Source organism: Pseudomonas sp. P4_C3 (assembly GCF_056402075.1).
The window spans coordinates 1-26,226 of the sequence record NZ_JBFUIC010000002.1 but is presented as its reverse complement, the minus strand read 5'-3'; the positions used below and the strand labels follow the sequence as shown (position 1 = coordinate 26,226).

Here is a 26,226-nt window from a genome sequence, read left to right as displayed (position 1 = left end):
CCTGATCAGTAGTGGCCGTTAGACGTCAGCCGCGCGCTTCGGTTCATGGGCCAATTAATTAGCGACATTCTGCACGGAACATGGTCTGTTAAGCACTGAATCTTCAGGAGCAAGGCAGCCCCCATGGATTATTTCGGACCGCATATTTTCGGTTATACCATCGCCCTGTTGCACTCGCTGGGCATGATCGCAGCCATACATGCCGTATTGACCGTCCGTACCGCTCAAGGCTCGATCGCCTGGGCGCTGTCGCTGTTTTTCATCCCTTACTTCACGCTGATCCCGTACCTGATGTTCGGCCGCAGTACCTTCGATGGCTACATCAAGGCCCGGCGGCAGGCCAACGAAGAAATGCGCAAGGCTGTTTCCGAACTCAACTGGCGACCCTGGGTAGAAGAAGCGCTCACCGCCCGTGCTTCCTCTGCATACGCCTCACTCAGAGCGATGCTCAAGCTCGGACACATGCCCTGCCTGGCCAACAACCAAATGCGTCTCTTGATCAACGGTCAGAACACGTTCGAGGCCATTTTCGAGGCCATCAGCCAGGCGAAAGAAGCTGTGCTGATCCAGTTTTTCATCGTTCACGACGACCGCCTCGGCCAACGCCTGCAAACCCTGCTGTTGAAGAAAGCCGCCGAGGGCGTGGCGATTTACCTGTTGTATGACCGAATCGGCAGTCACTCCCTGCCCCACGGCTACGTACAGGCCTTGCGTGATGGCGGGGTCGAGGTCAAAGCCTTCGCCACCCGCAGTGGCTGGCTCAATCGCTTTCAGGTGAACTTCCGCAACCACCGCAAGATCGTGGTGGTGGACGGCATTCTCGGCTTCGTCGGCGGGCACAACGTCGGTGACGAATACATGGGCGAGAAACCACCCCTGGCCCCTTGGCGCGATACCCACGTGCAAGTGCGCGGGCCGGTGGTGGCGTGCATGCAGGAGTCTTTCGCCGAAGACTGGTTCTGGGCGGCTCGTGCACTGCCGCTGCTGATCCTGCCCGAGGTTTATCCGGAAGACGGCGTGCTGTGCCAGTTGCTCGCCAGCGGGCCGGCAGACGCCTACGAAACCTGTTCACTGTTCTTTGTCGAGGCCATCCATGCGGCGACGAAACGGGTGTGGATTACCAGCCCGTACTTCATCCCCGACGAAGCCGTATTCGCAGCTTTGCGCCTGGCGGTACTGCGCGGTGTGGATGTGCGCCTGCTGTTGCCGTCCAGGCCCGACCATCGAATCGTCTATGCCGCCTCCAGCCTCTATGCCTTCGAAGCGGTGCGCGCCGGAGTGCGGGTGTTCCGTTACCAACCCGGGTTCCTGCACCAGAAAGTGGTGCTGATCGACAGCGAAATCAGCGCCATCGGCAGCGCCAACCTGGACAACCGTTCGTTCCGGCTGAATTTCGAAGTGATGTTGCTGACCGTCGACCGCGCGTTCGCCGCCGAGGTGGAACAGATGCTCAACGATGACTTTGCCAACGCCCACGAAATCGCCAAAGAAGAAGGCCAGGAGACCCGCCGCCTGCAGCAGGTCGGCATGCGGGTCGCCCGGCTGATTTCACCGATTCTCTAGAGGTAGATATCGTCACGGGTCCATGGCAGTTCATGACTGCCATCGGCGTGGGCCTTCACCGCGAGAATCTGATGCAGGTTGATCCAGCCGCGAGCGAACGCGTAGGCGCAACCAGCCAGGTACAGCCGCCAGATGCGCAGGACTTGTTCCGGTACGAGTCTGGAGGCCGCTTCGAGGTTGTCTTCCAGGCGTTCGCTCCAGTGATCGAGCGTGCGAGCGTAGTGCAGGCGCAAACTCTCGACATCGACGATTTCCAGCCCGGCGTCACTGATCTCCGCTGAGATCATCGACAGGTGCGGCAACTCGCCGTTGGGGAACACATATTTCTCGATGAATTCTCCGGCACCACGTCCCACCGGACGACCGTCAATGTGTTTGGCGGTGATCCCGTGGTTCATCACCAGGCCGCCCTCTTTCACCGCGCCGAACAAGGTCTTGCAGTACTCGGCCAGATTGGCGTGGCCAACGTGTTCGAACATGCCGACGCTGACAACCTTGTCGAAACGGCCATCCTGCGGCAGATCGCGATAGTCGAGCAGTTGCAGTTCGACCAGGTCCTCCAGGCCCTCCGCTTTTACACGTTCCCGGGCCAGGTCCAACTGTTCCTTGCTGAGGGTGATACCGAACACTTTCGCGCCAAATTCTCGCGCCGCAAAACGCGCCAATCCGCCCCATCCGCAACCCACATCCAACAGGTATTCACCGGGCTGCAGGCGCAGCTTGCGGCACAGGTGACGGAACTTGGCTTGCTGGGCCTGTTCGAGGGTTTCGCTGCCCGTCTCGAAGTAAGCGCAGGAATACGCCATGTCGCTGTCGAGCCACAGCTGATAGAACGCGTTGGAAAGGTCGTAGTGGTAGGAAATCGCCTTGGCGTCCATCTCTTTGTCGTGGGCGCTACGAACCGGCTGATTGTCGTCGCTTTCATCCAGCAACGCCTGGCTCCATTCATCGCAGACGCGGATCACATCGCTGATGGAGCCTTCCAGTTCCAGTTTGCCTTCGACATACGCAGCGCCAAGGGCATCCAGGCTTGGATGGGTAAACTGGGTGACCATTTGTGGGTCCTTGACCACAATCGTGACACTGGGTGTCGGCCCCAGATTGAATTCATGGCCATCCCAGAGTCTCAGGCGAAGCGGTAGCTGCAGATTCTGTAAGGCCGGTGGAAGATGCGCGAGCATGGAGAATCCCCCTTGTTTCAGACGTCTAAACAGAGGGTAGACCATCTTTGAAAAATAGCTGGCTATCGAATCAATAGCCGTTTTCAATGAATCGCGATGCCTACACCTGCCGCCGCGAACGCACAAAAATGATGTGCCCTCATCTTCAATGACTACGAACCGGGCGCACAGTTCTAAAAAGTTGAAGCCCCGTGATTACCCGGTTTAGAGCGTTCGCCTTCAGGTTTCGTCCTTGAGCTTGAGCAACGGCTCCTGGAACCGCAGCAAACGACCGGCATTGCCCAACACCAGCAAGGTGCTGAGGTTATGCAGCAACGCCGCAATCATCGCCCCGGCAGCGCCAAGCCAGCCGAACGCGGCGAAGGCTACGATCGCCAGGGTCCAGCCCAGTCCGATGATCACATTGACCTGCAACGTCTGGCGGCACTGACGACTCAGGCGCACGCAGGTGCCGAGGCGGCGCAGGTCACTGCCGATCAGCACGATGTCCGCCGATGCCAGGGCGATGTCTGCACCACCGGCGCCCATGGCCACCCCCACCACACCAGCCTTGAGGGCCAGGGAGTCGTTGATACCATCGCCGACCACCATCGGCCGGAAGCCGCTGTCGATTTCCTTGAGCACGCGGTTCAGTTTGTCTTCGGGCAAGGCTTGCGCTTCGACGTCACTGATCCCGACATCCCGGGCCAGCGTTTGCGCGACGCTGTGCCGGTCACCGGTGAGCAACAACTGACGACCCAACCCCAGATCACGCAACTCACCCAAGGCAAACTGCGCCTCGGGTTTGACGCTGTCAGCCAGCAACAGCCACGCAAGAAACTCCCCGTTGAGCGCCAGCCCGGCAATAGGACCGTCGTGATCGGGAACCGCCGTCGTACTGATGCCCAGTTGCGCGAACAACTCCGGCCGGCCGAGTGCCGCTTCGCCCTGCCCGGTCATCGCCACCACACCGAGGCCCTGGCGTTCACGAATGTCGGAAAGCAGCAGGAAATGCTCCTGGGTCACCAACCCCGCGAGCGCACGGCTGACCGGGTGACTGCTGGCCGAGCCGAGGCTGGCGGCGAGCTTCAGGACATTGCTGCGATCTACCAGCGGACTGTCGATGGATTGCAGGCGCAGGGTGCCGAATGTCAGCGTCCCGGTTTTGTCGACCACCAGCGAGGTCAGGTCCGCCAACTCTTCAAGGAACGCGGAGCTGCGGATCAGAATGCCGTGACGCGCCGCCACTGCCACTCCGGCAATCGCCGTGGCCGGTGCCGACAACACTAACGCACAAGGGCAGGCCGCCACCAACACCGCGAGCATCGCTTGCGCATTGTTGGTGATGAACCAGGTCACAGCGGCCAGCAGCAAGACCAGCACCATATAACTGCCGGCGTAACGCTCCAGCAGACGAGTGATCGGCGGCTTCGAGCGCTCGGCGTTTTGCATCAGGGCGATGACTTTGCCGAGGGTCGACTCATGGCCGGTACGGGTCACTTTGATTCGCAGCAAACCGTCGAGGTTAATTGCGCCACCGAACACCGACATGCCGACGCCCGCCTCCATCGGTACCGACTCGCCGGTAATGGAAGCAGTGTCGAGACTGGCCTGACCGGACAACACCCGGCCATCCGCCGGCACTCGGTCACCGGCTCGCACCTCGACCAGATCGCCAGCTTTGAGTGTGCCGTTGTCGACTTCAATGATGGAGCCGTCCGCCTGAATCTTGCGCGCGTGGCTGCGGGTCAGTTTGCCGAGGGCGTGAATCGCTTCCTGGGAACCGATCACGCTACGCTCTTCCAGCACGTGACCGAAAATCATGATGATCGGCAACAACGCCGCCGTCAGCAGATCCCCGGTGGCCCAGGCACCCAGCATGGCCAGGGCAATCAATTGATCGGTGATGCCGTGCAGGCTCGGATATCGCAAGCTGTACCAGGCCGAGCGCATGACCGGCACGGCAACCAGCAGTGACGCAAAACCCAGCAGCAGCTGACTGACGCCAGTCTGCTCCGGCGCAAGCCAACGCCAGATCAGGCCCAGCGCAAGCAGGCCCAATGCGAGCATGGCCAGGGTCAACTGGCGCGCAGCGCGGCGCTGTTCGGCCGAAGACAGCAGGCTCGGCCCGGCGGCGGTTTGAGCGGTCATTGTGCAGCTCCCTGAATGATCAGGCGGGAATCGTCTTTGGGATCAATCGTCGTGACCGATCCGGCCTGACCGAGAATTTTCGGCATCCGCTCGCGGTAAATCCGCAGCAGCATTTGCGGGTCGGTACCTTGTTGTTGTGCCTTGGCCAGGCTTAACACGGTGGCCGTATCAGCCGACGCCTTGGCCAGTCGTTCACTCGCCTGGGCATGGGCCACTTGCAGCGTACGGTCGGCTTGCTCGTTGGCGGTCTGCGTCAGCTTCTCCGCCTCGGTGCGCGCATTGGCGACAGCCTTATCGGCTTGCTGGCTGGCCGTCAGTACCGCGTTGAAAGCGTTCACCGCAGGACTGGGCAGACTCGATTGCACATCGACCCGCGCCACTTCGATCCCCAAGCCTTGCCCGGTTGCAGTGAGTTCGGCCAGCCGTTGATTGATGCCCTGCACCAGATCACCACGCAAGCGCTCGCGTCTTTCAGCCGCCTGGCTATCGGCGCCGATCAATTCCGGGCGAGCAACCAGGATAGTGTCCAGATCCCGTGCGGCCGTGAGCGCAACCGCACTGCGGGTTACCAGTCGGTCCAGCGCCGGCAACACGTGTTCGCCCTGGAGCACGAACGCATAGGGCTCGGTGACTTTGTAGAAAACCCGCACATCGAGTTGCACCACACCGGCATCACCCGTTAACAGATAGCCGGAGCCTGCGAGGGCATCGCTGATGGGCGTGGCAAAACTGGCCACGCGATCTGCCTGCATCGCGGTACCACTGCGCAACAGACTGTCCACTCGACGCTCGATCACCCGATCTGCCGCTGGCAACAAAATCACCTGCTCGAAGGGTTGAGGCCAGGCCAATAACAGCCCGGCATTCTGAATGCGATCCAGCGCGCCGAAATGCAAAACCACCGCGCGATTTTGCGGATCGATCTGCCGCACATTGGAAAACGCCCACGCCAATGCCGCCAACACCGTTACCGCATACAGGGCAATAAATGCCAAGCGCCCGGCCTGAATCCAGGGGCTACTCAACTCATTTGTTCCACGTGGAACCAAACTCATGGCTGCGATCCGGATTTGTTGTCGAGGCTCGGCGGACCGTCAACCAACACGCGGAATGGTGCGGCGTCGGTGCGCAGAATCAACTTGGTCCCCGGCGTCACCACCGTTCCCAAGGTGTCGAGCGAGCGCAGCAGGTTGTAGAGCTGCGGTGATCCAGCATAGGCACGACCATAAATCTGCGCCGCTTCGACACGCGATTGCGCTTCGATATCTGCCGCTTTCACTGTGGCATCGGCCTGCACGATCCGCGCATCACGTTCGGCGGCGGAACGAATTTGCGCGGCTTCACGCTTGCCGATCGCCGTACGTTCAGTAGCGATGGTTTCACGCTCGGCGCGCATCCGGTCGACAGTCGCGGTGAGCGTCACCGAAGGTAGCGTCAATCGTTCGATACCGACCTGCAACACGCGCACGCCATAAGTGGTGAGCAGCTGCTGATCGATTTGCTTGCGCAGTTGTGCTTCGAAATCGGCGATGCGTACTTGGCTGGCATCGGTATTGACCAGGTTCGCCAAATCAAAACTGCTGGCGGTGGTTTCCAGTGCGGAGCCGACAAAGGTGCGGATCTGCCGCGCAGCTTCATCGGGTTGGTTCTGCACCGCGCGCATGAAACGTTGCACGTTGTCCGAATCACCCTGCACCTGCCAAGCCACGTAGGCCTGAACGATGATGCGTAAACCGTCCCGGGTGCCGACATCCTGCAAACCGCTGGACGTGGTGCGCAACCGCAGATCCACCGGGATCGCCGCCTCGAACGGTGCCGGCCAACGCCAGCCCAGTCCCGGTTCCAGCAAAACTCGCGATGGATTGCCGAAGCGTGTGATCACTGTGGCTTCCCCCGAACGCACCTGCACCAGGCTCGCGGCAGCGACCGCAAACGCCACCAGCAATGCAGCCCAACCCATACGGCGCCATGGAAACGGTCCGGCCTCCTGAGGATCGCCGTGGTGATGATGGTGATGGCCGTGGTGGTGATGCCCGCCATGGCCGTGATCGTGGCCGGCGTGGTCATCGTGATCATGAGTATGGGACTGGCTCAATTGGCAGCTCCTGGCTGAGCGGTTTTACGCGACGGCGCAGGGTCAACCGGCAGCGTGAACGTACGGAGGTCGATGGTCGGCGAATTGCTGCTGCCGCCCAGTCGATGATCGAGAACCAGCAATTTGGCGTTGGCCAAACCCTGGGACAACTGGCTGAAATACTGCTCCAGCACGAAGGCCTGGCCAGCGCTGGCATAGGCTTTTTGCTCGGCGTTGAATTTCAGGTCCGCCGCCTGGGCGCCTGCATTGATCTCTCGGGCGCTGGCCGTCGCCTGATCGCGGGCGATGCTGGCCTGCAACTGCGCCTGGTTGGTGGCCTCGGCAGCGGCGCCGCGTTCACGGGCGATCAAGGCTTGCGCACCTATCTGCGCCGCTTGCACGCCGTGATAGGCGTTGGCTGCACCGGCCGGAGGGTGAATCGCCTCGACCACCGTGGCGAGAATTTCCACGCCACTGTCGAGCTTTCGCAAGTCAGCCTGGACGGCGCGGCCGATTTCTTCGGCCAGCCCTACCCTGTCCTCGCCCAGCAAACCGTCGAGGGTGCGCGAAGCGAAGTCGTGAACCAGGATTCGGCTGGCGGTGCTGCGAATCAACATCGGCACATCGGCACTGTTATAGGTCGCGGCCAACGCCGCCTGATCGGTCAGGCCAATGCGATAGACGAAGCGCACGTCCATGTTGACGATCTGAAAACTCTGCTTGTCGGCTCGGCTGCTGGCAATCACCTGGGATTTGTCGTTCACATGGCTGGCGTCCCACAAACGATTGGCAATTGCCGGGGCCGGGCCTTCGGCGGGGTCGGCCTGAGCGGGGGCCGAGGTTTCGCCAACACTGGTGGCCAACTCGTGAACCACGCCATTTTCGACGCTCAACACCCGGCCCAATGGCCAAGGCAAACCCATATGCAAACCTGGGCCGAACACCTCCACTGGCTTGCCGAATCGCTCGTAGATGCCACGCCCTTGCAGGGCAATTTCGTGAATGCCGGTCAGCGACCAGCCAACCAGCGAAACCACCGCCAACACCGGCAGGAATGCCCGGCGCATATAAGTGAAGGCCCAGATTTGCCGCAGATCGATGCCGAAGCGGTTATGCAATTCGTGCTGCAACGCCAGCAATGGCTGTGGTGGCCAGCGCAGCATGTCAGCGACAACGCTGCGCGCCAGTAGCTCCGGCTCAAGGCGTTCGCGGCGCGGGCTGAACAATGACAACAGCGCACGCAGCAACAGTTCTGCCGCCACCAGCCCCGGCAGCAGCCCGATCAAAACCGCCAGGCGTACGGGCCATACCGACGTTTCATCGGCAAACAACAGACAAAAGGCACCAAGTACCAGGCTGATGATCAGCACACGAATCAATTGCGCCAACGCGGCGGCTTCAGGCCATTGCGCGGTGTTTTCCTGCGCCAGATGTCGCTCCATCACCAACATGCCGAAGGCCAACAGCAAAGAGCACGCCGCCCCGACAGTGGCCGCCAGGCCCAGTGCTGCCGAGGGCAATGCAAGGTTCCAGGCCTGTTCGACGCCCAATACCGCCAATAATGCCCAGCCACCAAGCGAAAGCGTCGGCGCGCCGATTTGCCCGAGCAGGTGCTGCGATTGCCGGCCGATCCGGTCCAGCAAACGTTCATACCATCCCGAAGGCGCGACAGACTCGTCGACAACGACCACGGGCACCACGGGATTCATGGCGCGGGCACGCCACTGGGCTACCCACCAGGCCGATTGCAAACCCGCCATCAACACGACAAACGCCATGCTCAGGTTCAACAGCAACGCTGGCCACAATGTTTGCGACGTAAACAGCCCGGCAAACAACGCCAGCAGCACACCCACCGTCGCAAGTACGCCCGCACCGATGGCGAACTGGCGCAAACGCCGCCCTTGAATGAACGCCTGCTGAAAGCGCGGCAACCCGGCTAACGGCGTTTCATCAACATCGAGATCGACTTGCATACCACTCCAGAGTGTCTTCGCTTACAGGGCAGTTCGTTACGATATAACGAAAATGGTGAAATTTCCGTATTCAGGCGCGCTATCTAAAGATGCCCAACCTGTCGCTTACCTGAAGCCTTGACCGAAATGCGACAGAATGCACATATTACGTTCGTAATTTTATCCAGTGACTACTTTTACCCATCCCTTCCCCTTTCGATCCAGGAGTACATCCATGAGCACTTATGACGTCGTGATACTCGGCGGTGGCCCCGGCGGTTACAACGCGGCGATCCGCGCCGGACAACTGGGTCTGAAGGCGGCCTGCGTGGAAGGACGCGCCACACTCGGCGGCACCTGCCTGAACGTCGGTTGCATGCCATCCAAGGCGTTGCTGCATGCCTCCGAACTGTACGACGCGGCCATGGGTGCGGAATTCGCCAACCTGGGGATCGACGTCAAACCCAGCCTCAATCTCGCCCAGATGATGAAGCAAAAGGATGAAAGCGTTACCGGGCTGACCAAGGGCATCGAGTTTCTTTTCCGCAAGAACAAGGTCGACTGGATCAAGGGCTGGGGCCACATCGACGGGCCGGGCAAAGTCACTGTGACCGACAGCGCCGGCGGCAAGACCGAACTGAGTGCCAGGGACATCATCATTGCCACCGGTTCCGAGCCCACGCCCCTGCCCGGCGTGGACATCGATAACAAACGCATCCTCGACTCCACCGGTGCCCTGGCGCTGACCGAGGTGCCCAAGCATCTGGTGGTGATCGGCGCCGGCGTGATCGGCCTGGAGCTGGGCTCGGTCTGGCGGCGACTGGGAGCGCAGGTGACGGTGGTCGAATTCCTCGACCGGATTTGTCCCGGCGTGGACATCGAAGCCGGCAAAACCCTGCAGCGTTCCCTGAGCAAGCAAGGCTTGAGTTTCAAATTGAGTTCAAAAGTGACCAGCGCCACCACCTCCGCCACCGGCGTGCAACTCAGCGTCGAGCCTGCCGCTGGCGGTGCTGCCGAGTTGCTGGAAGCCGATTACGTGCTGGTGGCCATCGGGCGCCGACCTTATACACAGGGCCTGGGCCTGGAGAACGTCGGCCTCGCGACGGACAAGCGCGGCATGCTCGCCAACAAGGGACATCGAACCGAAGCCGCCGGGATCTGGGTGATTGGCGACGTGACCTCGGGTCCCATGCTCGCGCACAAGGCCGAGGACGAAGCCATGGCTTGCGTCGAGCAAATCGTCGGCAAGGCGGGCGAGGTCAATTACGACCTGATCCCCAGCGTGGTCTACACCAGACCGGAGCTGGCCAGCGTCGGAAAGACCGAAGAGCAGCTCAAGGCTGAAGGTCGGGCGTACAAGGTCGGCAAGTTTCCCTTCACTGCCAACAGCCGGGCGAAGATCAACCACGAAACCGAAGGCTTCGCCAAAGTGCTGGCCGATGAGCGCACGGACGAAGTCCTCGGCGTGCATCTGGTCGGCCCGAGCGTCAGTGAAATGATCGGCGAGTATTGCGTGGCCATGGAATTCAGCGCCTCGGCCGAAGACATCGCCCTGACCTGCCACCCACACCCGACCCGCTCCGAGGCCTTGCGTCAGGCGGCAATGAATGTGGAGGGGATGGCGACGCAGATGTAAGGCCCCGAGGAATTGGGTGACAGATAGATCGCCATCGCGAGCAGGCTCGCTCCYACAGGGTTTGCGCTGTACCTGTRGGAGCGAGCCTGCTCGCGATGCAGGCGACTCGGTCTAAAGCGGCAAATGCTCCAGCGGCAACGCCCCCGGCGCCTTCACCGTATGAATCGCAAAATTGCTGCGGATATCACTCACTCCCGGCAACTTCAACAAGCGCCCGGTGAGAAAGCGGTCATAGGCACGCAAGTCCGGCACCACCACCTGCAGCAGAAAATCCGACTCCCCCGACACCAGAAACGCCGAAATCACCTCGGGCAACGCCGTCACCGCCAGGCGAAAACTTTCGGCTTGTTCGTCGTTATGGCGCTCGACCTTGACCCCGACAAACACCGTCAGCCCCAACCCCACTTCGTCGCGATCCAGATTGGCCTGGTAGCCGCGAATAACCCCCGCCTCTTCAAGCATCCGCACCCGGCGCAAGCAAGGCGATGCCGACAGGCCAATCTCGTCTGCCAGTTGCACATTGCTCAGGCGGCCATCCCGTTGCAGCGCGGCGAGAATCTTGCGGTCGTAGGCGTCGAGTTTCATGGTTTGGCAGATCCCGATGGTTCATGCGAAAAAAGTGGCAGATGATGCCAATACTGAGCCAGACATAAGCTGACAACGCAAGCACCTGCCCCACCCTCCAGCCCTAGACTGGCACGACCGAATCGACAACGAATGGGGTGCAACATGCAAGGGCTCTGGCTGTTTTTCATGGCGCTGGCGGTGGTCTATCTGTTGCCGGGGCCTGACATGATCCTGCTGTTGCAGACCGGTGCCCGCCAGGGCAAAGGCGCCGCGCTGGCCACCGCCGTGGGCCTGGGCATCGCCCGGGGTTGTCATGTGGCATTGGCGGCACTGGGGCTGGCAGCACTGTTCAAGGCTGCGCCCTGGACCTTCGATGTGGTGCGCCTGGCAGGCGCCGCGTACTTGCTGTGGATCGGCATTCAGTGCCTGCGAACCACGATGCTGCCGAGCTTGACCAGCACTGACACAACCGGCGAAAAACCGCGCTGGGGCGCAGCCATTCGACGCGGACTGTTGACCAACCTGCTCAACCCCAAGGCACTGTTGTTCTGCTCGGTGCTGCTACCGCAATTCATCAACCCACAGGCCGGGCCGGTGCTCGGGCAATTTGCGGCATTAGGCGTGGTGCTGGTCGGTGTCGGTTTGCTGTTCGACAGCGCTTACGCCCTGGTCGGCGCGGCACTCGGCCGTTGGCTGCAACGCAGCCCCTCAGCCCAGCGCCTGCAACAATGGTTGTTCGGCAGCCTGTTGATCGGTTTCGCCGTGCGGCTGACCTTTGTGCAACAGGCTTGAACCTTACTGCGCCTTGCGGCGGCGACGCTTGAACATCAACAGCGCGGCTGCCGCGAACGCCACTACGCTACCGATCTGTAACGGCGTCTTGTACGGTCGCAAGGCCGAACGCGCCGCGTCGGTGACTTGGGTCACGTAGCGTTTGTCGGCGTTCTCGAAGTCGGGGTACGGGCACTGGTGGCCGAAATCGGCGGCCCATTCCACGTAAGGCCCTTCTTTGACATAACGCTGATAAATCGCACTTTGCTCCTCGAGGCTGCTGTTCCACCCAGACGCCTCGCACAGCACCGCCGCAAACGCCTGGCTGGTATGAGGCAAGTTATCCGCCGCCTTGCTTGCCAGCGCGGTGGCCACGAAGCGATAGTGGTAACGCTGATCTGGCTGGGCAGCGCTGGCCTGCTGGCGCTTCACTTCGTCCTCGGCCACCAACGGACCGACCTTGAGCTCGTCGTTTGCCAGGGTGAAGTTACCGCCGAAGGTGGCGTAATCCGGCGCCATTTCGTAGCCCAGGATGTCCATGCCCCACTCGCGGGCCGTCCAGGCCGCATTGAACAGCGCAGCGGCGCGACGGGTCGGCCACCAGGCTGAATCAGCCGCCAGACGTTGCTCGCCATACAATCTCGCCTTGTGCCGCAAGCCGTCATTGTCAAAGTACGCCGGTGCTTGCTCGTAATGCCCCTCGCGCAACAAACGCCGCCCCAGCAGATTGCGCAGGCTCGCCGCCACCGGCAAGGGCACGTAGTTGTCGCGGTCCTGCTGGCTAAGCGGCGGCGGGGCCGGCACTTGTGTGTCGACGTAGTGCTTGAGTTCTTCAAGGGTCAACACACGCTCGGCAACGGTGGCGGCATCGAACCAGTAAATGCTTTGGCTGCGATACAGCTGATCGAAGGCTTGCAGGTAATCCCCGCGTTGCAGGGCCAGGATCGCACTTTCACCCTCGACCCGGCACTTGGGCTGAAGTGTTTCGTAATCGTAGTCCGGGGTCCGTCGCTCGCCCCAGGATTCGTTCTGCGGGAAGGCCTGGGCCGCTTTGGCGTAGGCTGCGGCGGCCGCGATTTTATCGCCCTCGCGCACCGCCAGTTTTGCCCGCAGCCACCACGCCAACCCGCCATCGCCGGCATGTTCGAGGAAGGCCTTGGCGCTGGCGTAATCGCCCTGTTGATAATTCATCGCCGCCAGGCGGTCGGCGTTTTCGAGACTGCCACGGGTGCTGTTTTGCAGCAGTTTGATCATTTTTTGTTCGTTGGCCGGTTGATCGCCGAACGACCAACCCAACCGGCTGATCAGCGACGCGGTCACCAACTGCTGCACGGGCTGCCCCTTGAGCAACTCGGCCACTTGATCCTCCGGCAGCGTCATCAGGTCCGCCATCAACAGCTTCAACGAGGTGTAGCCCACCGCGGAACCGTGCAGATTTTGCGTGGCGTACAGCTCGATGGCGCGGTTCCAGTCACCGGCAGTGCGCACCACCCGGGCTTCTTCGCCGAGGCTAGCGACACCCAGTTCCAGTGGATCGCTGAAGCCGTCGATGCTCAGTTGCCGGGTTTGCTCAAAGGCCTTGCGCGATTGTTCGAGCAAATCCGGGGCCGCATCGGCTTCGACGCTCATGGCGAACAACGCGCGCCCCAACGAGTAAGCCGCCCAGGTGCTGCGCGAAGCCCGTTGTTCTGCGGGCAGGGCCAGCACTCTCTTGAAATAGCCGGCGGCCAAGGCCGTATCCCCCGCGCCAAATGCCACAGCGCCGGCCAGGTACAACCTGAGCTCAGGCGGCAGTTGCGCCCCTTGGGTTTCAACCTGACGGGCATCGGTCAGGCTGCGCAGGTGTTTCACCAACACTTGTTGCTCAGCGGAAAGTCCCACCTGCTCGGCCTGATCCCGCAGCGCAACAGGGCCAGTCTCATCCGCGTAGTTGGCGCCAGCGGTGACGTTCTTCAACCCGTTGATGGTGTGGCCGAGGCGGCTGATTTCAAAGCTGAAGTTGCCTTCCGGCAGTTCCGCCAGCGACTGGCCACGGTTATCCAGCAGGCGCATGGGGAAGTCCGGGCCGCAGGCCAGCGCCGAACCCAGTGGCAGGCTGAGGCTCAGGCAAAGCAAATGACGCGGCCAGTTACGGGTGAACATTCGAACCTCCTTGATCAATGTGTGCGCAGCGAGCCCAACCAATGGCACGCTGTCCGCCGGCCGGTATTCGACCGTCGCGCAGGCGGGTGAAGGTAAGCAGATCCGGGCTCTGTTGCAACGCGTAACCGGCCAGGGCATCGGCCCCCTCACAATCACTGACCGCCAGGGTCAGACGTTCGGGCCAGGCGCGATCGAGATTGCCCTGGTTGCTAATGCCGATGTCATAGAGGTCATTGTCGGCCGAGAGCTGCAGTTTCAATTGACTGTCGAGGGCGTCACCACGCGCCACGGCGCGCAAAGTGATCAAGCTCCAGGCCCGACGGTCGTTGGCCAATGGCAGGCGAAACCAGATCAGGCCCACCATATGTTTCGGCGGATCGGCACGCAACTCGGTGCCGAGGGTGCGCAATGACTGCGGATCGGCAAGTAATTCACGGCGCAGGCCTTCACGCTCCACCGTCACTTCACTTTCCACAACAGGTGCGCCGCCCACCGACGGCAGCAACGCCACGCCATAAGCCGGCAGCGCCAGAAAGAAAGGTTTTGTTGTGATGCGGCTCCAGGCCTTCGCCCATTGCCGCGCCTGATCGGCATCAAACAAGCCGCGACGCGGATCGCTCACCGCGTGCACCTGCAACACGCTGCTGTCGACTGTGGATAACAGCGCCGGCAGTTCACGACTGTCGAGCCAGGACGGCAACGCCGTGATGCTCAGCGGCAGCGAAGTCGGCAATGCTTCGCGCAAATGCACGAGAAACTCGCGGTACGCCGGTAGCCGGGCATTACCGGCATCGTGGTCGATTTCCACGCCGGTGAGGTTCAACCCCTGTCCCTGCCAATCGCTGATCACCTGGCGGATCTGCGCAGTGACTTCCTCCTGATCCAGTGCCTTGAGCTGCCCATCCAGGCGAACCACCGCAATCACCGGCCGGCCATCACGCTTGAGCAGTGCCGGGTCAATTCGGGCCCGACTCCAGCCCGCGTTGGGGAAAGCCTGCAAGGCCAGCACTCGCAACGTCGAAAAATCGGCGCGGCTGTCCCTGAGGGCAGCGTCGTGGGCCGGCGTCCACTGCCGCTGCCAGACGTAAAGCTGTTGATCCAGCGGCGGTGCATCCTGTCTTTCGCATCCGGTGGTGAGCGCCAGCGCCATCAGCAAGACCATCGAGCGAGTGGAAAAAACCATTGAAACGCCTGTTCTTGAAATGCAGAAAGGGCTTCTGCGGCCCTTTTTCGTTCTGCCCACTACCCTACCCAGCCATCGACCGGCGGGCAATGTTGGCCTGCAATGATCTTTAGATATCGAGCACCAACGGCTGCGCCCCCTGCGCCGGAATCGCACAGCAAATCAGCACTTGTCCGTCATCCGGCACCTCCGCGGGCGGCAGTGGATAATGTACCTGTCCGCTGATCAAGCGCGTCTTGCAGGTGCCACAGGAGCCGCCTCGGCAACTGAATTCCGGGCGCAGGCCACGGCTTTCCGCCAACTCCAGCAAGCTGCCGCCCTCTGGCTGCCAGCGCGCTTCCTTGGCCGAGCGCTGGAACACCACGGGCACCGACGTGGTGGCGGCTGGCGGTTGCTCGATGACCACCGCATCGGGGTCCGGTCGCCGGCGCAAGGTGGACGGGCCGAAGGTTTCGGCGTGAATCCGCGAATCGCGAATGTTCAATTCGCGCAAGCCGTCGTACAACGCCTGGGTAAAACTCCCGGGACCACAGACGACAAAATCCAGCTGATCGTAGTCCTCGACTGTCAGCAGATCCTTGAGCAGCGCGACATCGATCCGTCCACTGAGGTCGAAGTCCTCTCCTTGCATCGCCTCGGGTTCCGGTTGGCTGAGCAAACGCACCACCCGCACCGCGTCACCGGCGTCTTCGAGCAAGCGATCCAGTTCGCGGCGAAACGGCTGGTCACCCAGCGTACGCGAACTCTGGATAAACCATGTCGGGCGGATACGGCGGGTACGCAAGCCCTGGTAAACCACCTCCCGCAGCATCGACAACAGCGGCGTGATGCCCACCCCGGCCGCCAGCAACACCAATGGCCGACGCTCATGGGGTGCCACGGTGAAATGCCCTTGCGGCGCCCGCGCCTCCAATACATCGCCAACACGAATCTGCTCGTGCAAATGCGTAGACACCCGCCCGTCACGCTTCACGCTGATGCGGAAAAAATCATCGGACGGCGCGCTCGATAAACTGTACGTGCGGATGTGCACTTCACCGTCGATATTGAAACGCAGAGGCAAATGCTGCCCGGCCTGGAACAGTGGCAACCCGGCTCCGTCAGCGGGCTCCAGGTAAATCGAGCGAATGCTGTGGCTTTGCGCTTCAATCCGCGCCACCCGCAACGGCCGCCATTGATCGCCCAGGGCCTTGGCCTGCAAACGCGCCTTGGCCTGCTCCCAGGTGCCAGTGAGCAAACTGGTGGGTGAAACACCGTCGAAACGCCAGCGCAGCGCCAGAGCGGCGGGGCGACGTACCACCTGCTCGACATCGATTGTCCACAGGCGCTCGGCTCCCTGGAACGCCTCGACCTGAGGGCCCTCCAGGATGATTTCAGTGCGTCCGCTGAGCTGCAGCAAATCACCGCTATTGAAATCGATGAACAGCAATCCGGCCCGGGGGTTGAGCAGCAGGTTGCCCAAGGTGTTGAAATGCAGGTTGCCGGCGAAGTCCGGAATGGTCAGGCGATTGCCTTCCACCCGTACGAAACCGCTCTGCCCGCCACGGTGAGACACATCCACCGAACGTTCACCGTCGACCTCCACATAACTGGCAACGAAGAACGTGTCTGCCTCGGCGATCATGGCTTTGGCCGCGTCATCCAGTTCGTTGAAATGCTGGGCGGCACGCGTCGAAGGATCGGTCAGCGGCACCGAGCGAAACTGGCGCAACTGAATGTACTGCGGGCAATTGCCGAAGGACTGGTCTACCGTCACCGCGAATCCACCCGCAGTCATGGCGCGGACATGGCCATTGATGCGGTTGCGACGGCGAGTGTGCAGCTCGATACCCAACAGGCCAATGGCCGAGCCGTCGCTCATCTGCGCAGGATCGTCAACGGCAGGCAGGCCGCGAAATTGCAGCAAGCCAGGTTCAGGCGAGTAGGCGAAACCAGGCTCACCTTCAAGGATGCTGGCCCAGGGATGACCGTCGGCATCCACCGCCCCGTACAGCATGAACGGCAATTGCTGATAGAACGTGCGGTGCTGGTCCGGCATCTCGCTGCGAATCACCTTACGACCGAACACCTCCATTCGTTCGGCAACGCCCACGTGCGCCTGCAATTGTTTTTCGCCGGCATGCCAGGGTGAACGGTCCATACGGTTTCTCCCGTGCGCCATTGGCGCAGAACGGGGCGGCCCGGCAATACCGGGCCACCAGTATCAGGCGGTTTTTTGCAGACCGGCAACGGTGCGCGGCATGCCGACAAAACCCGGCAAGGCTTCGATGCGGGCCAGCCAGGCTCGAATGTTGGCGTACTCGTCCAGCGACACATTGCCCTCAGGCGCATGGGCGATGTAGCTGTAGGCGGCGACGTCGGCAATCGTCGGTTCAGTGCCGGCCAGATACAGCGTATTGGCCAGTTCGTGATCGATCACTTTGAGCACGGTATGGGCGTAGGCAATCACTTCTGCAGCGTTGTAAGGCGCGCCAAACACAGTGATCAATCTTGCCCGGGCAGGACCGAAGGCAATCGGGCCGGCAGCCACCGACAACCAGCGCTGGACCTTGGCCGCACCCTCCGGATCAGCCGGCAGCCAGCGACCGTTGCCGTACTTTTGCGCCAGATACACCAGAATCGCGTTGGAGTCGGCCAACACCACGCCCTGGTCATCAATCACCGGCACTTGGCCGAATGCATTGAGCGCCAGGAACGCCGGTTGCTTGTGTTCGCCCTTGGCGAGGTCAACGAAGATCAGTTCGGTCGGCAATTTCAGCAGGGACAGCATCAACTCGACACGGTGCGCATGGCCGGAACGCGGGAAGTTGTAGAGTTTGATCGCTTGCATGGTCGACACCTCGGGTCAGTGGTGCTGCTCAGGAAGACCAGCGCCGATGGGTCGTATCTTCCACCTACAACCAAAACAACAGAATCACCAGCAAACGCAATCCATTATTTCAGTGGGTGAAATAACTCAACGCGCGAGCGCCGGATGCTCGCGCAGGGTCTTCACCGCGAAATCAACAAAACTGCGCACCCGGGCCGGCGCTTTGCGTCCGCCCTGATAGACCACATGGATGGGCAACGGCGGCAGTTCGAAGTCGGCCAGAATGATTTCCAGCTCTCCGGCAGCCACCTTGCTCGCGACTTGATAAGACAGTACCCGCGTGAAGCCCAACCCCAGACAGGCTGCCGTGATGGCCGCCTGATTCGCTGTCACCACCAGTCGTGGTTCAGCCCGGACACTCAAGGTTTCGCCGTCTTCAATGAATGGCCAACTCCTGAGTTGGCCGATAGCAGAGGTCGCGATAATCGGCGCCAGAGCCAGTTCCTGTGGATGCCTGGGCCGACCATGGCTGGCCAGAAACTGTGGCGATGCGCAGATCACCCGCCGCACCTCACCCACGCGGATCGCATGTTGATTGCTGTCAGGAAGTTCGCCGATGCGGATGGCCACATCGACGCCCTCCTCGACCACGCTCACTACCCGGTCCACCAGCAGCGCGTTGATGCAGACTTCGGGGAATTGCGTCAGGTAGCTCACCATCAGCGGCGTGACAAACAGCTCGCCGAACAAAACCGGAGCGGTGATGGTCAGTTGCCCACGAGGATGGATATGGCTGCCCGCTGCCGAATCCTCGGCTTCCTGCACCTCGGCGAGAATTCTCCGACAGTCCTCCAGATATCGCTGACCGGCCTCGCTCAAATACACGCTGCGCGTGGTACGTGTGAGCAGTTGCGTGCCAATACGCTGCTCCAGCGCCGCCACCGCTCGGGTGACGCTGGCCGCCGACAGCCCCAAACGCCGCGCCGCCGCCGAAAAACCCTGTTCCTGGGCGACGGCAGCGAAGACCTGCATTTCCTGGAAACGGTCCATGGGCATGTCCTTATTTCAGATAGATAAATCGTAATAAAAGGCCGGGATGTTAAACGCAAGTGCTCAATAACAAAGTTGGGCGTCCGACCATCAAGTAAATCAATGGGCTACTGCACTCTAGCGCCTGCGCTGTAAAAACCAAGCGTGGCACAAACCTCAAAGAGCAGGCCGGGGGATTATTGATAATTAATGAGGGTTATTTTCTTGCGACAGGTGCGACTGTTCGCAATTATCCGGACCCACCCGCTGCAACGGCTAATGCCTGACAGGGAAAAAGAGCCACTGGCTCGGCTCCCAACCCGTTTCCAGGCATGGGCTCGTCAGCGGACGATATCCACAGCGGCAGAATTCCAGCCTGCATAAACAGGCGGAATATACGACTGCTCCTATACTACAAGCCACCCTGTTACCTATTGAGTATTAGTAGGTACCTCGTTGAAATCTTCCCTACGTGAAATAAGGCGTTAGTTGTTAACGCTTGGACGCCTGTCCATCGATCTTGCTTCCAAGAGTCACTGAGTAGGGAAGAGTGAACTTCAACTAGCTGGCTAACCTGGTGACACCGCAAGGAGTTCGAGAATGTTGCGCACAAACATTTCCGCAAGAGCACTGTCCGGTGGTTTGCTCGATGTACTGATACGCGCCGGGCTGATTACCGTGCTGGTGCTGTTCTGCTTTCAGATCTTCCACCCGTTCCTCAACCTCATGCTCTGGGCGCTAATTCTGGCCATCACCCTGTATCCGCTGCATGCGCTCATCAAGCGCAAGCTGGTCAACAAGGACGGTCGTGCCGCCACCCTGATCGTGGTGGTCTCCCTGGCCTTGCTGATGGTGCCGATCTACCTGCTGGGCACCTCGATCAGTGAATCGATCCAGGGCACTCTGGCGATCCTCAAGTCCGATACGATGCAGATTCCGCTACCCAGCGAAAAAATCGCTTCCCTGCCGCTCATTGGCAAGCCGCTCTACGGCTACTGGATGCAAGCCGCCACCGACATGAGCAGCGTGCTGATGAAGGTGATGCCCTATATCAAGTCCGTCGGGCTGACCTTGTTGGGCAAAATGGCCGACGTTGGCGTGGGCTTTCTGTTGTTCATCGGCGCCCTGATCATTGCCGGCGTGCTCATGGCCTATGGCGAAAACGGCGAAAGAAGCGCCCTGGCCATCACCTCGCGTCTTTCCGGACCAGAGCGTGGCCCTCGCATTACCGAACTCTGCACTGCAACCATCCGCGCGGTCGCCCAGGGCGTGGTGGGTATCGCGTTCATTCAGATGTTGCTGGTCGGCGTGGGCTTCGTGCTCATGGGCGTCCCCGGTGCCGGGCTGCTGGCCATGGTGGCGCTGTTGATGGGGATCATGCAATTGCCGGTGCTGCTGGTGACCCTTCCGGTGATCGCTTATGTCTTCGCCACCGAAGGGACCAGCCTGGCCACCATCGTGTTTGGCATCTACAGCCTGATTGCCGGAATGGCCGATAACGTCCTCAAGCCATTGATGTTGGGTCGCGGCGTCGATGTGCCGATGCCGGTAATTCTGATTGGCGCCCTGGGCGGCATGGTGAGCGGCGGCTTCATCGGTTTGTTCATCGGACCGGTTGCGCTGGCGGTGGGCTACCAACTGTTCTGGCAATGGGTCCAGGACCAACCGTCTGCCGAGGTAATGAACGAGACACCCGAGATCGAGGCGTTGAACGAGACACCGAAGATAGAGGCAATGAACGATCAGCGTCCTGTCTGAGGAGTTTGCGCTTGATGCCACGCCCTGCTCGCATCAGCCGGCTTCTGCTCTGTGGCACCGTCGTTCTGGGGGGCTGTGTGCAACTGGGCCCGGATTTCCAGTCGCCGGCCCAGCCCTGGGTCGACCACTGGAACAGCCCGGCCCTGGAGATCGCCGGCCAACAACACGCACAACCTGACAGCCGCCAATGGTGGCKCGTTTTCAACGACCCGGTGCTGGACCATTTGATGGCCGAAGCCGATGCCCACAACGCCGACCTGCAGGTCGCTGGCCTGCGGGTCATGGAATCCCGCGCACAATTGGGCATCGCTCTGGCCGGCCGCTACCCGCAATTGCAACAGGCCAGCGCCGACAGCCTGTACCTGAACCGTAAGCAATCGGGCGGCAGCAACCCCCAGGACACGCATTTCTGGCAACACAGCGTCGGCTTCGATATCGGCTGGGAGCTGGACTTCTGGGGGCGTTTCAGCCGTGCCATCGAGTCGGCCGACGCGTCCTGGTTTGCCGCCCAGGCCAACTATGAAAATGCCTTGGTGCTGTTGCACGCGCAACTGGCGCAAAACTACTACGCCTTGCGCACCGCCGAGGCGCGCCTGCAAATCGCCCGCAGTAACGCCAAATTGCAAAAGCGCAGCTACGAGATCACCGAGCGCCTGTTCAACAGCGGGGCCGAAGCCGAACTCGACCTGCAACAAGCCAAGACCCAGTACCTGGGCACCCTGAGTACCATCCCGGATTTCGAGAGCCAGGTGGCGAGCTTGCGCAATGCGCTGTCCACCCTGATCGGCCAGCCACCCGGCTCGATCCCTGACCTGGATCGCAACACCGGAGTGGTGCCACTGCTCGATACCGCGGTCTTGCAGGATGTGCCTGCCAACCTGCTGGTGCGGCGCCCCGATGTTCGCGCTGCCGAGCTGCAAGTGGCGGCGCAGTCGGCGTTGATCGGTGTGGCCGAGACCGACCTGTACCCCTCCATCAGTCTGCTGGGCAGCATCGTCTGGTCCGCCAGCTCGCTCAACGCTGCGCCCAATACCCTCGATATGGTGGCCGGCCCCAGCCTGCGCTGGGACATCTTCGACCATGGCCGGATCACCAACAACGTCCGCGTGCAGGATGCACGCTTGCAGCAGCTGATCGTTATCTACCAGGACAGCGTGCGCCAGGCGGCGCGCGAGGCTGACGATGCCGCTACCGGCTTGATCAAAGCGCTGGAGCGCGACCAGATCCTCAGCGAAGCCTCGGTAGCCGCTGAACGTTCGGTGACCCTGGCCAATGCCCAATACCGCGAAGGCTATTCGGATTTCCAGCGCGTACTGGATGCCCAGCGCGCCCTGTTTGCCCAACAGGATATCTACCTGGTCAACCGTGGCACCGCGGTCAACAGCTTGATCGCCCTCTACAAGGCTTTGGGCGGAGGTTGGTACAGCGACCAGCCGATGATCGACCCGGCCACCCGCAAACAGATGCAACAACGGACCGACTGGGGCGATCTGCTCGACGAACCGAAGGAAAGTGCCCATGACTGACAGCCAACAACCGGTCGACGAGAAAGCCCCGGCACCTGCCGCCGACCCTGCGAAAAAAGCGATCAACTGGGTGGTGCTGCTGATCATCCTGAGCCTGGTCTGGTACCTGATGGCCGACCGTTACACGCCCTACACGCAACAGGCACGGGTACAGGCCTTCGTTGTGCCGGTGGCGGCTGAGGTATCCGGCCGGGTGACCAAGGTGCATGTACGCAACAATCAGGACGTCAAGGCCGGCGAGTTGCTGTTTGAAGTCAATCCAGAGCAGTACCAGATTGCCGTCGATCGCGCCCGCGCCGACCTTGAATCGACCCGTCGCCAGGTGGGCGCCAACACCGCCGGCGTCGACTCCAAGCAAGCGTCCCTGCGCGCGTCCCAGGCCAACGAGCTCAAGGCACGCCAAGACATCCAGCGGCTTGAACGCCTGTACCGCGAAGACCCGGGCACCATCTCGCTACGACGCCTGGAGATATCCCGTGCCACCCTGGAAGAGTCCATCAGCCAGGTCGCCGCGGCCAAGGCCGAAGTGCAACGAGCACGGGAACAACAGGGCGGTAACGAAGACGAAAACGCCCAGTTGCTCAGCGCCGCCAGCAACCGTGAAAAAGCCGAGCTGGACTTGAGCAATACCAAGGTCCACGCGCGCTCGGCCGGTCTGATCACCGATTTGCGCACCGATGTCGGCCAGTTTGCCGCTGCCGGTGCGCCGGTGATGACCCTGATCGCCATCCACGATGTGTGGATCAKCGCCGACATGACGGAAAACAATCTGGGAAGCGTCCAGCCCGGGACGCCGGTGTCCATCGTCCTCGACGCCCTGCCGGGGGAGATTTTCAAAGGTCATGTGCGCAGCGTCGGCTATGGCGTCGATATCGGCCAGACCACCCAGCCGGGCAGCCTGCCGAAAGTGGAGAACAGCCGCGATTGGCTACGTCCTGCCCAGCGCTTTCCAGTCATCATCGAGTTCGAGCCTGGTGAGTTGACCAGCCCGCAGGGCATCCGCTCCGGTGGGCAAGCAGAAGTCATGGCGTTCCCGAGTGAAGGTAACCCGCTGAATATACTGGGTCGCCTGTTCCTGCGCCTGATGAGCTGGATGTCCTATGCGTATTGAGCGCCCGGCCCGGGTCCAGCGCGCCCTGCGTTTGGGCTTCGGTACGGCGCTGTGCCTGGCGGCGAGCTTTGGTCTGGCCCTGCCCATCCCGTTCCTCGCGCCGATGCTGGCGCTGATGATGCTGGCAGCGATGAACCGACCGTTACCGTTCAAGGCCAGCCTGGGTCTGATCCTGATCCTGATGTTGACCACCGGGACCGGCCTGCTGTTGATTCCCCTGCTGCGTTACTACCCGTTCAGTGGTGTGCTGCTGGTCGGACTGTGCCTGTTCATGGCCTTCGGGTATGGCCTGCGCGGCGGCAACCCGCTGGTGGCGACTTTCCTGGTGGTGGGCCTGACCTTGATCAGTTCGGCCGGAACCGCTGAATTCGCCCTGGCGCTAGAAGTGATCGTGGCCTTGGTCAAGGGGCTGTTCCTGGCCGTCACGACGCTGACCATCAGCCATTGGCTGTTTCCCGACCCCGCCAGCGCCCCCGCGGCCAAGCCCGGCCCGAGCCTTACTCCCACCGAAAGCGGTTGGCTGGCGCTACGTGCCACGCTGGTGGTGCTGCCGACTTTCCTGCTGGCCATGATCGACCCGGCCAGCTACCTGCCGATCATCATGAAAGCCGTCAGCCTCGGCCAACAAAGCTGCGCGACCAGCGCCCGCACCGCCGGCCAGGAGTTACTCGGCTCTACCCTGCTCGGTGGCTTGATGGCGATTCTTTTCTGGTGCGCGCTGAGCCTGTTCGTCAACCTGTGGATGTTCTTTCTGTGGATGTTGCTGTTCGGATTGCTGGTGGCCAGAAAGCTCTACGGCCTGGCCCGGACCCGACAACCACCGAGTTTCTGGCTCAACAGCCTGGCGACCCTGATCATTCTGCTTGGCCAATCGGTACAGGACAGTGCCGCGGGCAAGGATGTCTACACCGCTTTCGCCATCCGCATGGGCCTGTTCATTCTGGTGACTTTGTACGCCTGTGTGATGGTCCATTTGTTGGATACGCGTCGGCAACGTCGCCATGTCGCCAAGCCGACACCTGAAGAGGGTCCCGGTTGATCACACGGTACGAACCAGGAAAGCGTCTTGAATATGTTAGAAAAGCCCCCCTCACATTCCTCGGGCCCATCCAGTTACTGTAAGAAAACTCTCTGGTCAGTGAAGGCTGCATCCGTAAATAAAAGATTCTTGAACATCCTGCTTGTGCAGTCGCCCCTATCTGAATCAAAGATACATTCATGAATGGAAATTTTTCAGGTATTACTTGGGGTCTTCCCGATATCGACCGGCGCCTGCTGAAACTGCAATTCAGCTTTTTGCTGATCACTCTGGGTGGACGGTGCAATCAACTGGCGGTGGCCTGGTGGGCCCTGCAGGTAACAGTCTCTGCCACCTACTTCGCCAACATGATTGCCTGTTCGATCGCGGCGGAAGTGTTAGCCAAACCCTTGCTGGGATGGCTGGGCGACAAGTACAACAAAATCCTGATCATCAAACTGACCTCATGGATCAGCCTGCTGACAGCGTTATTGATGGCGGTGCTGTCCGCCACGGAGGCTTTCAACCCTTGGGCGGTTGGCGTGCTGATGATGCTCAGCAGTGCGATCGTCGGCGTTCGCGACCCTCTCCAGGCGTCGATCATTCCTTTGTTTGCAGACGACGATAAAGTCTCCTTGGCCCTTCGGACCAAAAGTGTGATGTCGTCCTTATCTATTCTTCTGGGGCCGGTACTTGCCAGCGGGTTGATTTACGGGTTCGGCATCACATTCGCCCTTGCCACCGATTTTTTTGCAATTCTCATCGCCGGCGCATTGATCGCAACCATCCCGAACTACATCGGTGCGGCTGACGAATACGAAAAAACACCACGTGCCAGTGGCTTCAGAATGATCTATTCCGGCTTCAAAGTGGTTTATGGCGTGAAAGTCGAATTTTACCTGGCGATTATTTCGATGCTGATCAACTTCGCCCTGTTTCCGTTTTTCACTATCCTGATCCCGCTGTATGTAAAGGACGTCATCCAGTATCCAGTCACTTACATCGGTCTTCTGGATTCGTGCTTCGGGCTGGGCATTTTGGCAGGTAGTTACAGAATCATCGGATGGTTATCCACCCGGTTACCACGTGACATGTGCGTGTCCGCAGGTTTTGCGCTACTGGGAAGCAACCTCGTGGTGGTTGGGACTGTTTCATCGTCGTTCTTCATACCCGTAGCCTTTTTCTGCGGAGGCGTCGGCTTGATGTTAATCAACATTCCCACCTCTGCCGTGAGGTTGTTGGCGACGCCAAAGCTCCATCGCAACAGGGTTTTCGCCATAGTTTCATTTCTGTCTGCGGCGGCCAGCCCCTTGGGCAGTTTCGCGATGCCCTCCCTGATCGTTTATCCAGGAGTCGAATTGACAATCACGCTGCTGGGCGTATTGGTTCTACTCTTGTCTTTGCTGGTCTTTCTGGTACCCGATTTCACGACTTTCATGCGTTCCCGGGATACGCAGCTCAATGATGCCTATCGGGTCAAATACCCTAAAGCGTTTACGCAGTGACGTGCCTCGACGTACGGCAGCAAAAAGTCCTAGGAAAATATCAGAGCTGTGAATAAGTCTGAGTACCAATACCAGACTAATTCCCTGGCAAGATCACAGACAAAATTGGACATACAGTGGAGGAATAAAAAAAGCCCCTGAAATCAGGGGCTTTTGGCATTTTTCAAAATCTATTATTTGGCGTCAGAATGTTTTGTCTGTTGTCAAAATCTATTGTCTGAAACCAGGTTTCTTTCATCTGTGGATAACTTATTCCACAGTGACCGAC

19 protein-coding genes are annotated in these 26,226 nt (G+C 60.6%); 8 read left to right on the top strand and 11 right to left on the bottom strand.

Annotation, left to right across the window (positions count from 1 at the left end):
- The first annotated feature begins 123 nt into the window (after positions 1-123).
- Positions 124-1,563 carry a cardiolipin synthase gene (gene cls, locus AC1DVH_RS00570; protein WP_477752224.1) on the top strand — a complete coding sequence of 480 codons (1,440 nt, stop codon included), beginning with the start codon at positions 124-126 and terminating at the stop codon, positions 1,561-1,563.
- Here the strand turns inward: cls and cfaB are convergent.
- The 5 genes from cfaB to hflK (AC1DVH_RS00545) all read right to left on the bottom strand — a co-directional run bounded on the left by cfaB (position 1,560) and on the right by hflK (AC1DVH_RS00545) (position 8,924).
- Positions 1,560-2,744 (bottom strand): C17 cyclopropane fatty acid synthase CfaB, encoded by a 1,185-nt coding sequence (cfaB, locus tag AC1DVH_RS00565; RefSeq protein ID WP_477752223.1) that lies wholly within the window; start codon positions 2,742-2,744, stop codon positions 1,560-1,562. The genes cls and cfaB overlap by 4 nt on opposite strands.
- 219 nt (positions 2,745-2,963) lie before the next feature.
- Positions 2,964-4,874 (bottom strand): cation-translocating P-type ATPase, encoded by a 1,911-nt coding sequence (locus AC1DVH_RS00560; protein ID WP_477752222.1) that lies wholly within the window; start codon positions 4,872-4,874, stop codon positions 2,964-2,966.
- Complete coding sequence (gene hflK / locus AC1DVH_RS00555) at positions 4,871-5,929, bottom strand: protease modulator HflK (RefSeq protein ID WP_477752221.1); 1,059 nt, start codon at positions 5,927-5,929, stop codon at positions 4,871-4,873. The genes AC1DVH_RS00560 and hflK (AC1DVH_RS00555) overlap by 4 nt, the downstream gene beginning before the upstream one ends.
- Positions 5,926-6,969 (bottom strand): protease modulator HflC, encoded by a 1,044-nt coding sequence (gene hflC / locus AC1DVH_RS00550; protein WP_477752220.1) that lies wholly within the window; start codon positions 6,967-6,969, stop codon positions 5,926-5,928. Before hflC ends, hflK (AC1DVH_RS00555) begins: the two co-directional genes overlap by 4 nt.
- Positions 6,966-8,924 carry a protease modulator HflK gene (hflK, locus tag AC1DVH_RS00545; protein WP_477752219.1) on the bottom strand — a complete coding sequence of 653 codons (1,959 nt, stop codon included), beginning with the start codon at positions 8,922-8,924 and terminating at the stop codon, positions 6,966-6,968. The genes hflC and hflK (AC1DVH_RS00545) overlap by 4 nt, the downstream gene beginning before the upstream one ends.
- 214 nt (positions 8,925-9,138) lie before the next feature.
- On the opposite strand from hflK (AC1DVH_RS00545), the gene lpdA reads away from it, so the two are divergent.
- Complete coding sequence (lpdA, locus tag AC1DVH_RS00540) at positions 9,139-10,539, top strand: dihydrolipoyl dehydrogenase (RefSeq protein WP_477752218.1); 1,401 nt, start codon at positions 9,139-9,141, stop codon at positions 10,537-10,539.
- Positions 10,540-10,650: 111 nt separating this feature from the next.
- On the opposite strand, the gene AC1DVH_RS00535 is transcribed toward lpdA, so the two are convergent.
- Positions 10,651-11,124, bottom strand: a complete 474-nt coding sequence (locus AC1DVH_RS00535; RefSeq protein ID WP_085723574.1) for an Lrp/AsnC family transcriptional regulator — start codon at positions 11,122-11,124, stop codon at positions 10,651-10,653.
- A gap of 144 nt (positions 11,125-11,268) precedes the next feature.
- Here AC1DVH_RS00535 and AC1DVH_RS00530 point away from each other — a divergent pair, with 144 nt between their 5' ends.
- Positions 11,269-11,898, top strand: a complete 630-nt coding sequence (locus tag AC1DVH_RS00530) for a LysE family translocator (protein ID WP_477752217.1) — start codon at positions 11,269-11,271, stop codon at positions 11,896-11,898.
- A gap of 3 nt (positions 11,899-11,901) precedes the next feature.
- On the opposite strand, the gene AC1DVH_RS00525 is transcribed toward AC1DVH_RS00530, so the two are convergent.
- The 5 genes from AC1DVH_RS00525 to AC1DVH_RS00505 all read right to left on the bottom strand — a co-directional run bounded on the left by AC1DVH_RS00525 (position 11,902) and on the right by AC1DVH_RS00505 (position 19,061).
- Entirely contained in the window at positions 11,902-14,019 is a 2,118-nt protein-coding gene (locus AC1DVH_RS00525) for a hypothetical protein (RefSeq protein WP_477752216.1), read from the bottom strand.
- Positions 14,006-15,202 (bottom strand): DUF3142 domain-containing protein, encoded by a 1,197-nt coding sequence (locus AC1DVH_RS00520; RefSeq protein ID WP_477752215.1) that lies wholly within the window; start codon positions 15,200-15,202, stop codon positions 14,006-14,008. The genes AC1DVH_RS00525 and AC1DVH_RS00520 overlap by 14 nt, the downstream gene beginning before the upstream one ends.
- 109 nt (positions 15,203-15,311) lie before the next feature.
- The gene (locus AC1DVH_RS00515; RefSeq protein ID WP_477752214.1) at positions 15,312-17,342 is read right to left on the bottom strand and encodes a pyridoxamine 5'-phosphate oxidase family protein; all 2,031 of its coding nucleotides are present in this window, start codon (positions 17,340-17,342) and stop codon (positions 15,312-15,314) included.
- Between the two features lie 63 nt (positions 17,343-17,405).
- On the bottom strand, positions 17,406-18,032 hold the full coding sequence (locus tag AC1DVH_RS00510; RefSeq protein WP_477752213.1) for a glutathione S-transferase family protein: 627 nt from the start codon (positions 18,030-18,032) through the stop codon (positions 17,406-17,408).
- Positions 18,033-18,158: 126 nt separating this feature from the next.
- Positions 18,159-19,061 (bottom strand): LysR family transcriptional regulator, encoded by a 903-nt coding sequence (locus AC1DVH_RS00505; RefSeq protein WP_477752212.1) that lies wholly within the window; start codon positions 19,059-19,061, stop codon positions 18,159-18,161.
- A 579-nt stretch (positions 19,062-19,640) separates the two neighbouring features.
- Here AC1DVH_RS00505 and AC1DVH_RS00500 point away from each other — a divergent pair.
- The 5 genes from AC1DVH_RS00500 to AC1DVH_RS00480 all read left to right on the top strand — a co-directional run bounded on the left by AC1DVH_RS00500 (position 19,641) and on the right by AC1DVH_RS00480 (position 25,958).
- Positions 19,641-20,798 carry an AI-2E family transporter gene (locus AC1DVH_RS00500; RefSeq protein ID WP_477752211.1) on the top strand — a complete coding sequence of 386 codons (1,158 nt, stop codon included), beginning with the start codon at positions 19,641-19,643 and terminating at the stop codon, positions 20,796-20,798.
- A 14-nt stretch (positions 20,799-20,812) separates the two neighbouring features.
- The gene (locus AC1DVH_RS00495) at positions 20,813-22,324 is read left to right on the top strand and encodes an efflux transporter outer membrane subunit (RefSeq protein ID WP_477752210.1); all 1,512 of its coding nucleotides are present in this window, start codon (positions 20,813-20,815) and stop codon (positions 22,322-22,324) included.
- Positions 22,317-23,435, top strand: coding sequence for an HlyD family secretion protein (locus tag AC1DVH_RS00490; protein WP_477752209.1), 1,119 nt, complete (start codon positions 22,317-22,319; stop codon positions 23,433-23,435). Before AC1DVH_RS00495 ends, AC1DVH_RS00490 begins: the two co-directional genes overlap by 8 nt.
- Positions 23,425-24,474 (top strand): DUF2955 domain-containing protein, encoded by a 1,050-nt coding sequence (locus AC1DVH_RS00485; protein ID WP_477752208.1) that lies wholly within the window; start codon positions 23,425-23,427, stop codon positions 24,472-24,474. The genes AC1DVH_RS00490 and AC1DVH_RS00485 overlap by 11 nt, the downstream gene beginning before the upstream one ends.
- Before the next feature lie 179 nt (positions 24,475-24,653).
- Positions 24,654-25,958, top strand: coding sequence for an MFS transporter (locus AC1DVH_RS00480; protein ID WP_477752207.1), 1,305 nt, complete (start codon positions 24,654-24,656; stop codon positions 25,956-25,958).
- Positions 25,959-26,226: the final 268 nt, after the last annotated feature.

Bases quoted from the DNA above. Each gene is read 5' to 3' on its own strand.
- hflK (WP_477752221.1), bottom strand. From the start codon at position 5,929: ATGAGTTTGGTTCCACGTGGAACAAATGAGTTGAGTAGCCCCTGGATT.
- AC1DVH_RS00535 (WP_085723574.1), bottom strand. From the start codon at position 11,124: ATGAAACTCGACGCCTACGACCGCAAGATTCTCGCCGCGCTGCAACGG.
- AC1DVH_RS00505 (WP_477752212.1), bottom strand. From the start codon at position 19,061: ATGGACCGTTTCCAGGAAATGCAGGTCTTCGCTGCCGTCGCCCAGGAA.
- AC1DVH_RS00525 (WP_477752216.1), bottom strand. From the start codon at position 14,019: ATGTTCACCCGTAACTGGCCGCGTCATTTGCTTTGCCTGAGCCTCAGC.
- cfaB (WP_477752223.1), bottom strand. From the start codon at position 2,744: ATGCTCGCGCATCTTCCACCGGCCTTACAGAATCTGCAGCTACCGCTT.
- AC1DVH_RS00500 (WP_477752211.1), top strand. From the start codon at position 19,641: ATGTTGCGCACAAACATTTCCGCAAGAGCACTGTCCGGTGGTTTGCTC.
- cls (WP_477752224.1), top strand. From the start codon at position 124: ATGGATTATTTCGGACCGCATATTTTCGGTTATACCATCGCCCTGTTG.
- AC1DVH_RS00520 (WP_477752215.1), bottom strand. From the start codon at position 15,202: ATGGTTTTTTCCACTCGCTCGATGGTCTTGCTGATGGCGCTGGCGCTC.
- lpdA (WP_477752218.1), top strand. From the start codon at position 9,139: ATGAGCACTTATGACGTCGTGATACTCGGCGGTGGCCCCGGCGGTTAC.
- hflK (WP_477752219.1), bottom strand. From the start codon at position 8,924: ATGCAAGTCGATCTCGATGTTGATGAAACGCCGTTAGCCGGGTTGCCG.
- AC1DVH_RS00515 (WP_477752214.1), bottom strand. From the start codon at position 17,342: ATGGACCGTTCACCCTGGCATGCCGGCGAAAAACAATTGCAGGCGCAC.
- AC1DVH_RS00485 (WP_477752208.1), top strand. From the start codon at position 23,425: ATGCGTATTGAGCGCCCGGCCCGGGTCCAGCGCGCCCTGCGTTTGGGC.
- AC1DVH_RS00560 (WP_477752222.1), bottom strand. From the start codon at position 4,874: ATGACCGCTCAAACCGCCGCCGGGCCGAGCCTGCTGTCTTCGGCCGAA.
- AC1DVH_RS00510 (WP_477752213.1), bottom strand. From the start codon at position 18,032: ATGCAAGCGATCAAACTCTACAACTTCCCGCGTTCCGGCCATGCGCAC.
- AC1DVH_RS00480 (WP_477752207.1), top strand. From the start codon at position 24,654: ATGAATGGAAATTTTTCAGGTATTACTTGGGGTCTTCCCGATATCGAC.
- AC1DVH_RS00530 (WP_477752217.1), top strand. From the start codon at position 11,269: ATGCAAGGGCTCTGGCTGTTTTTCATGGCGCTGGCGGTGGTCTATCTG.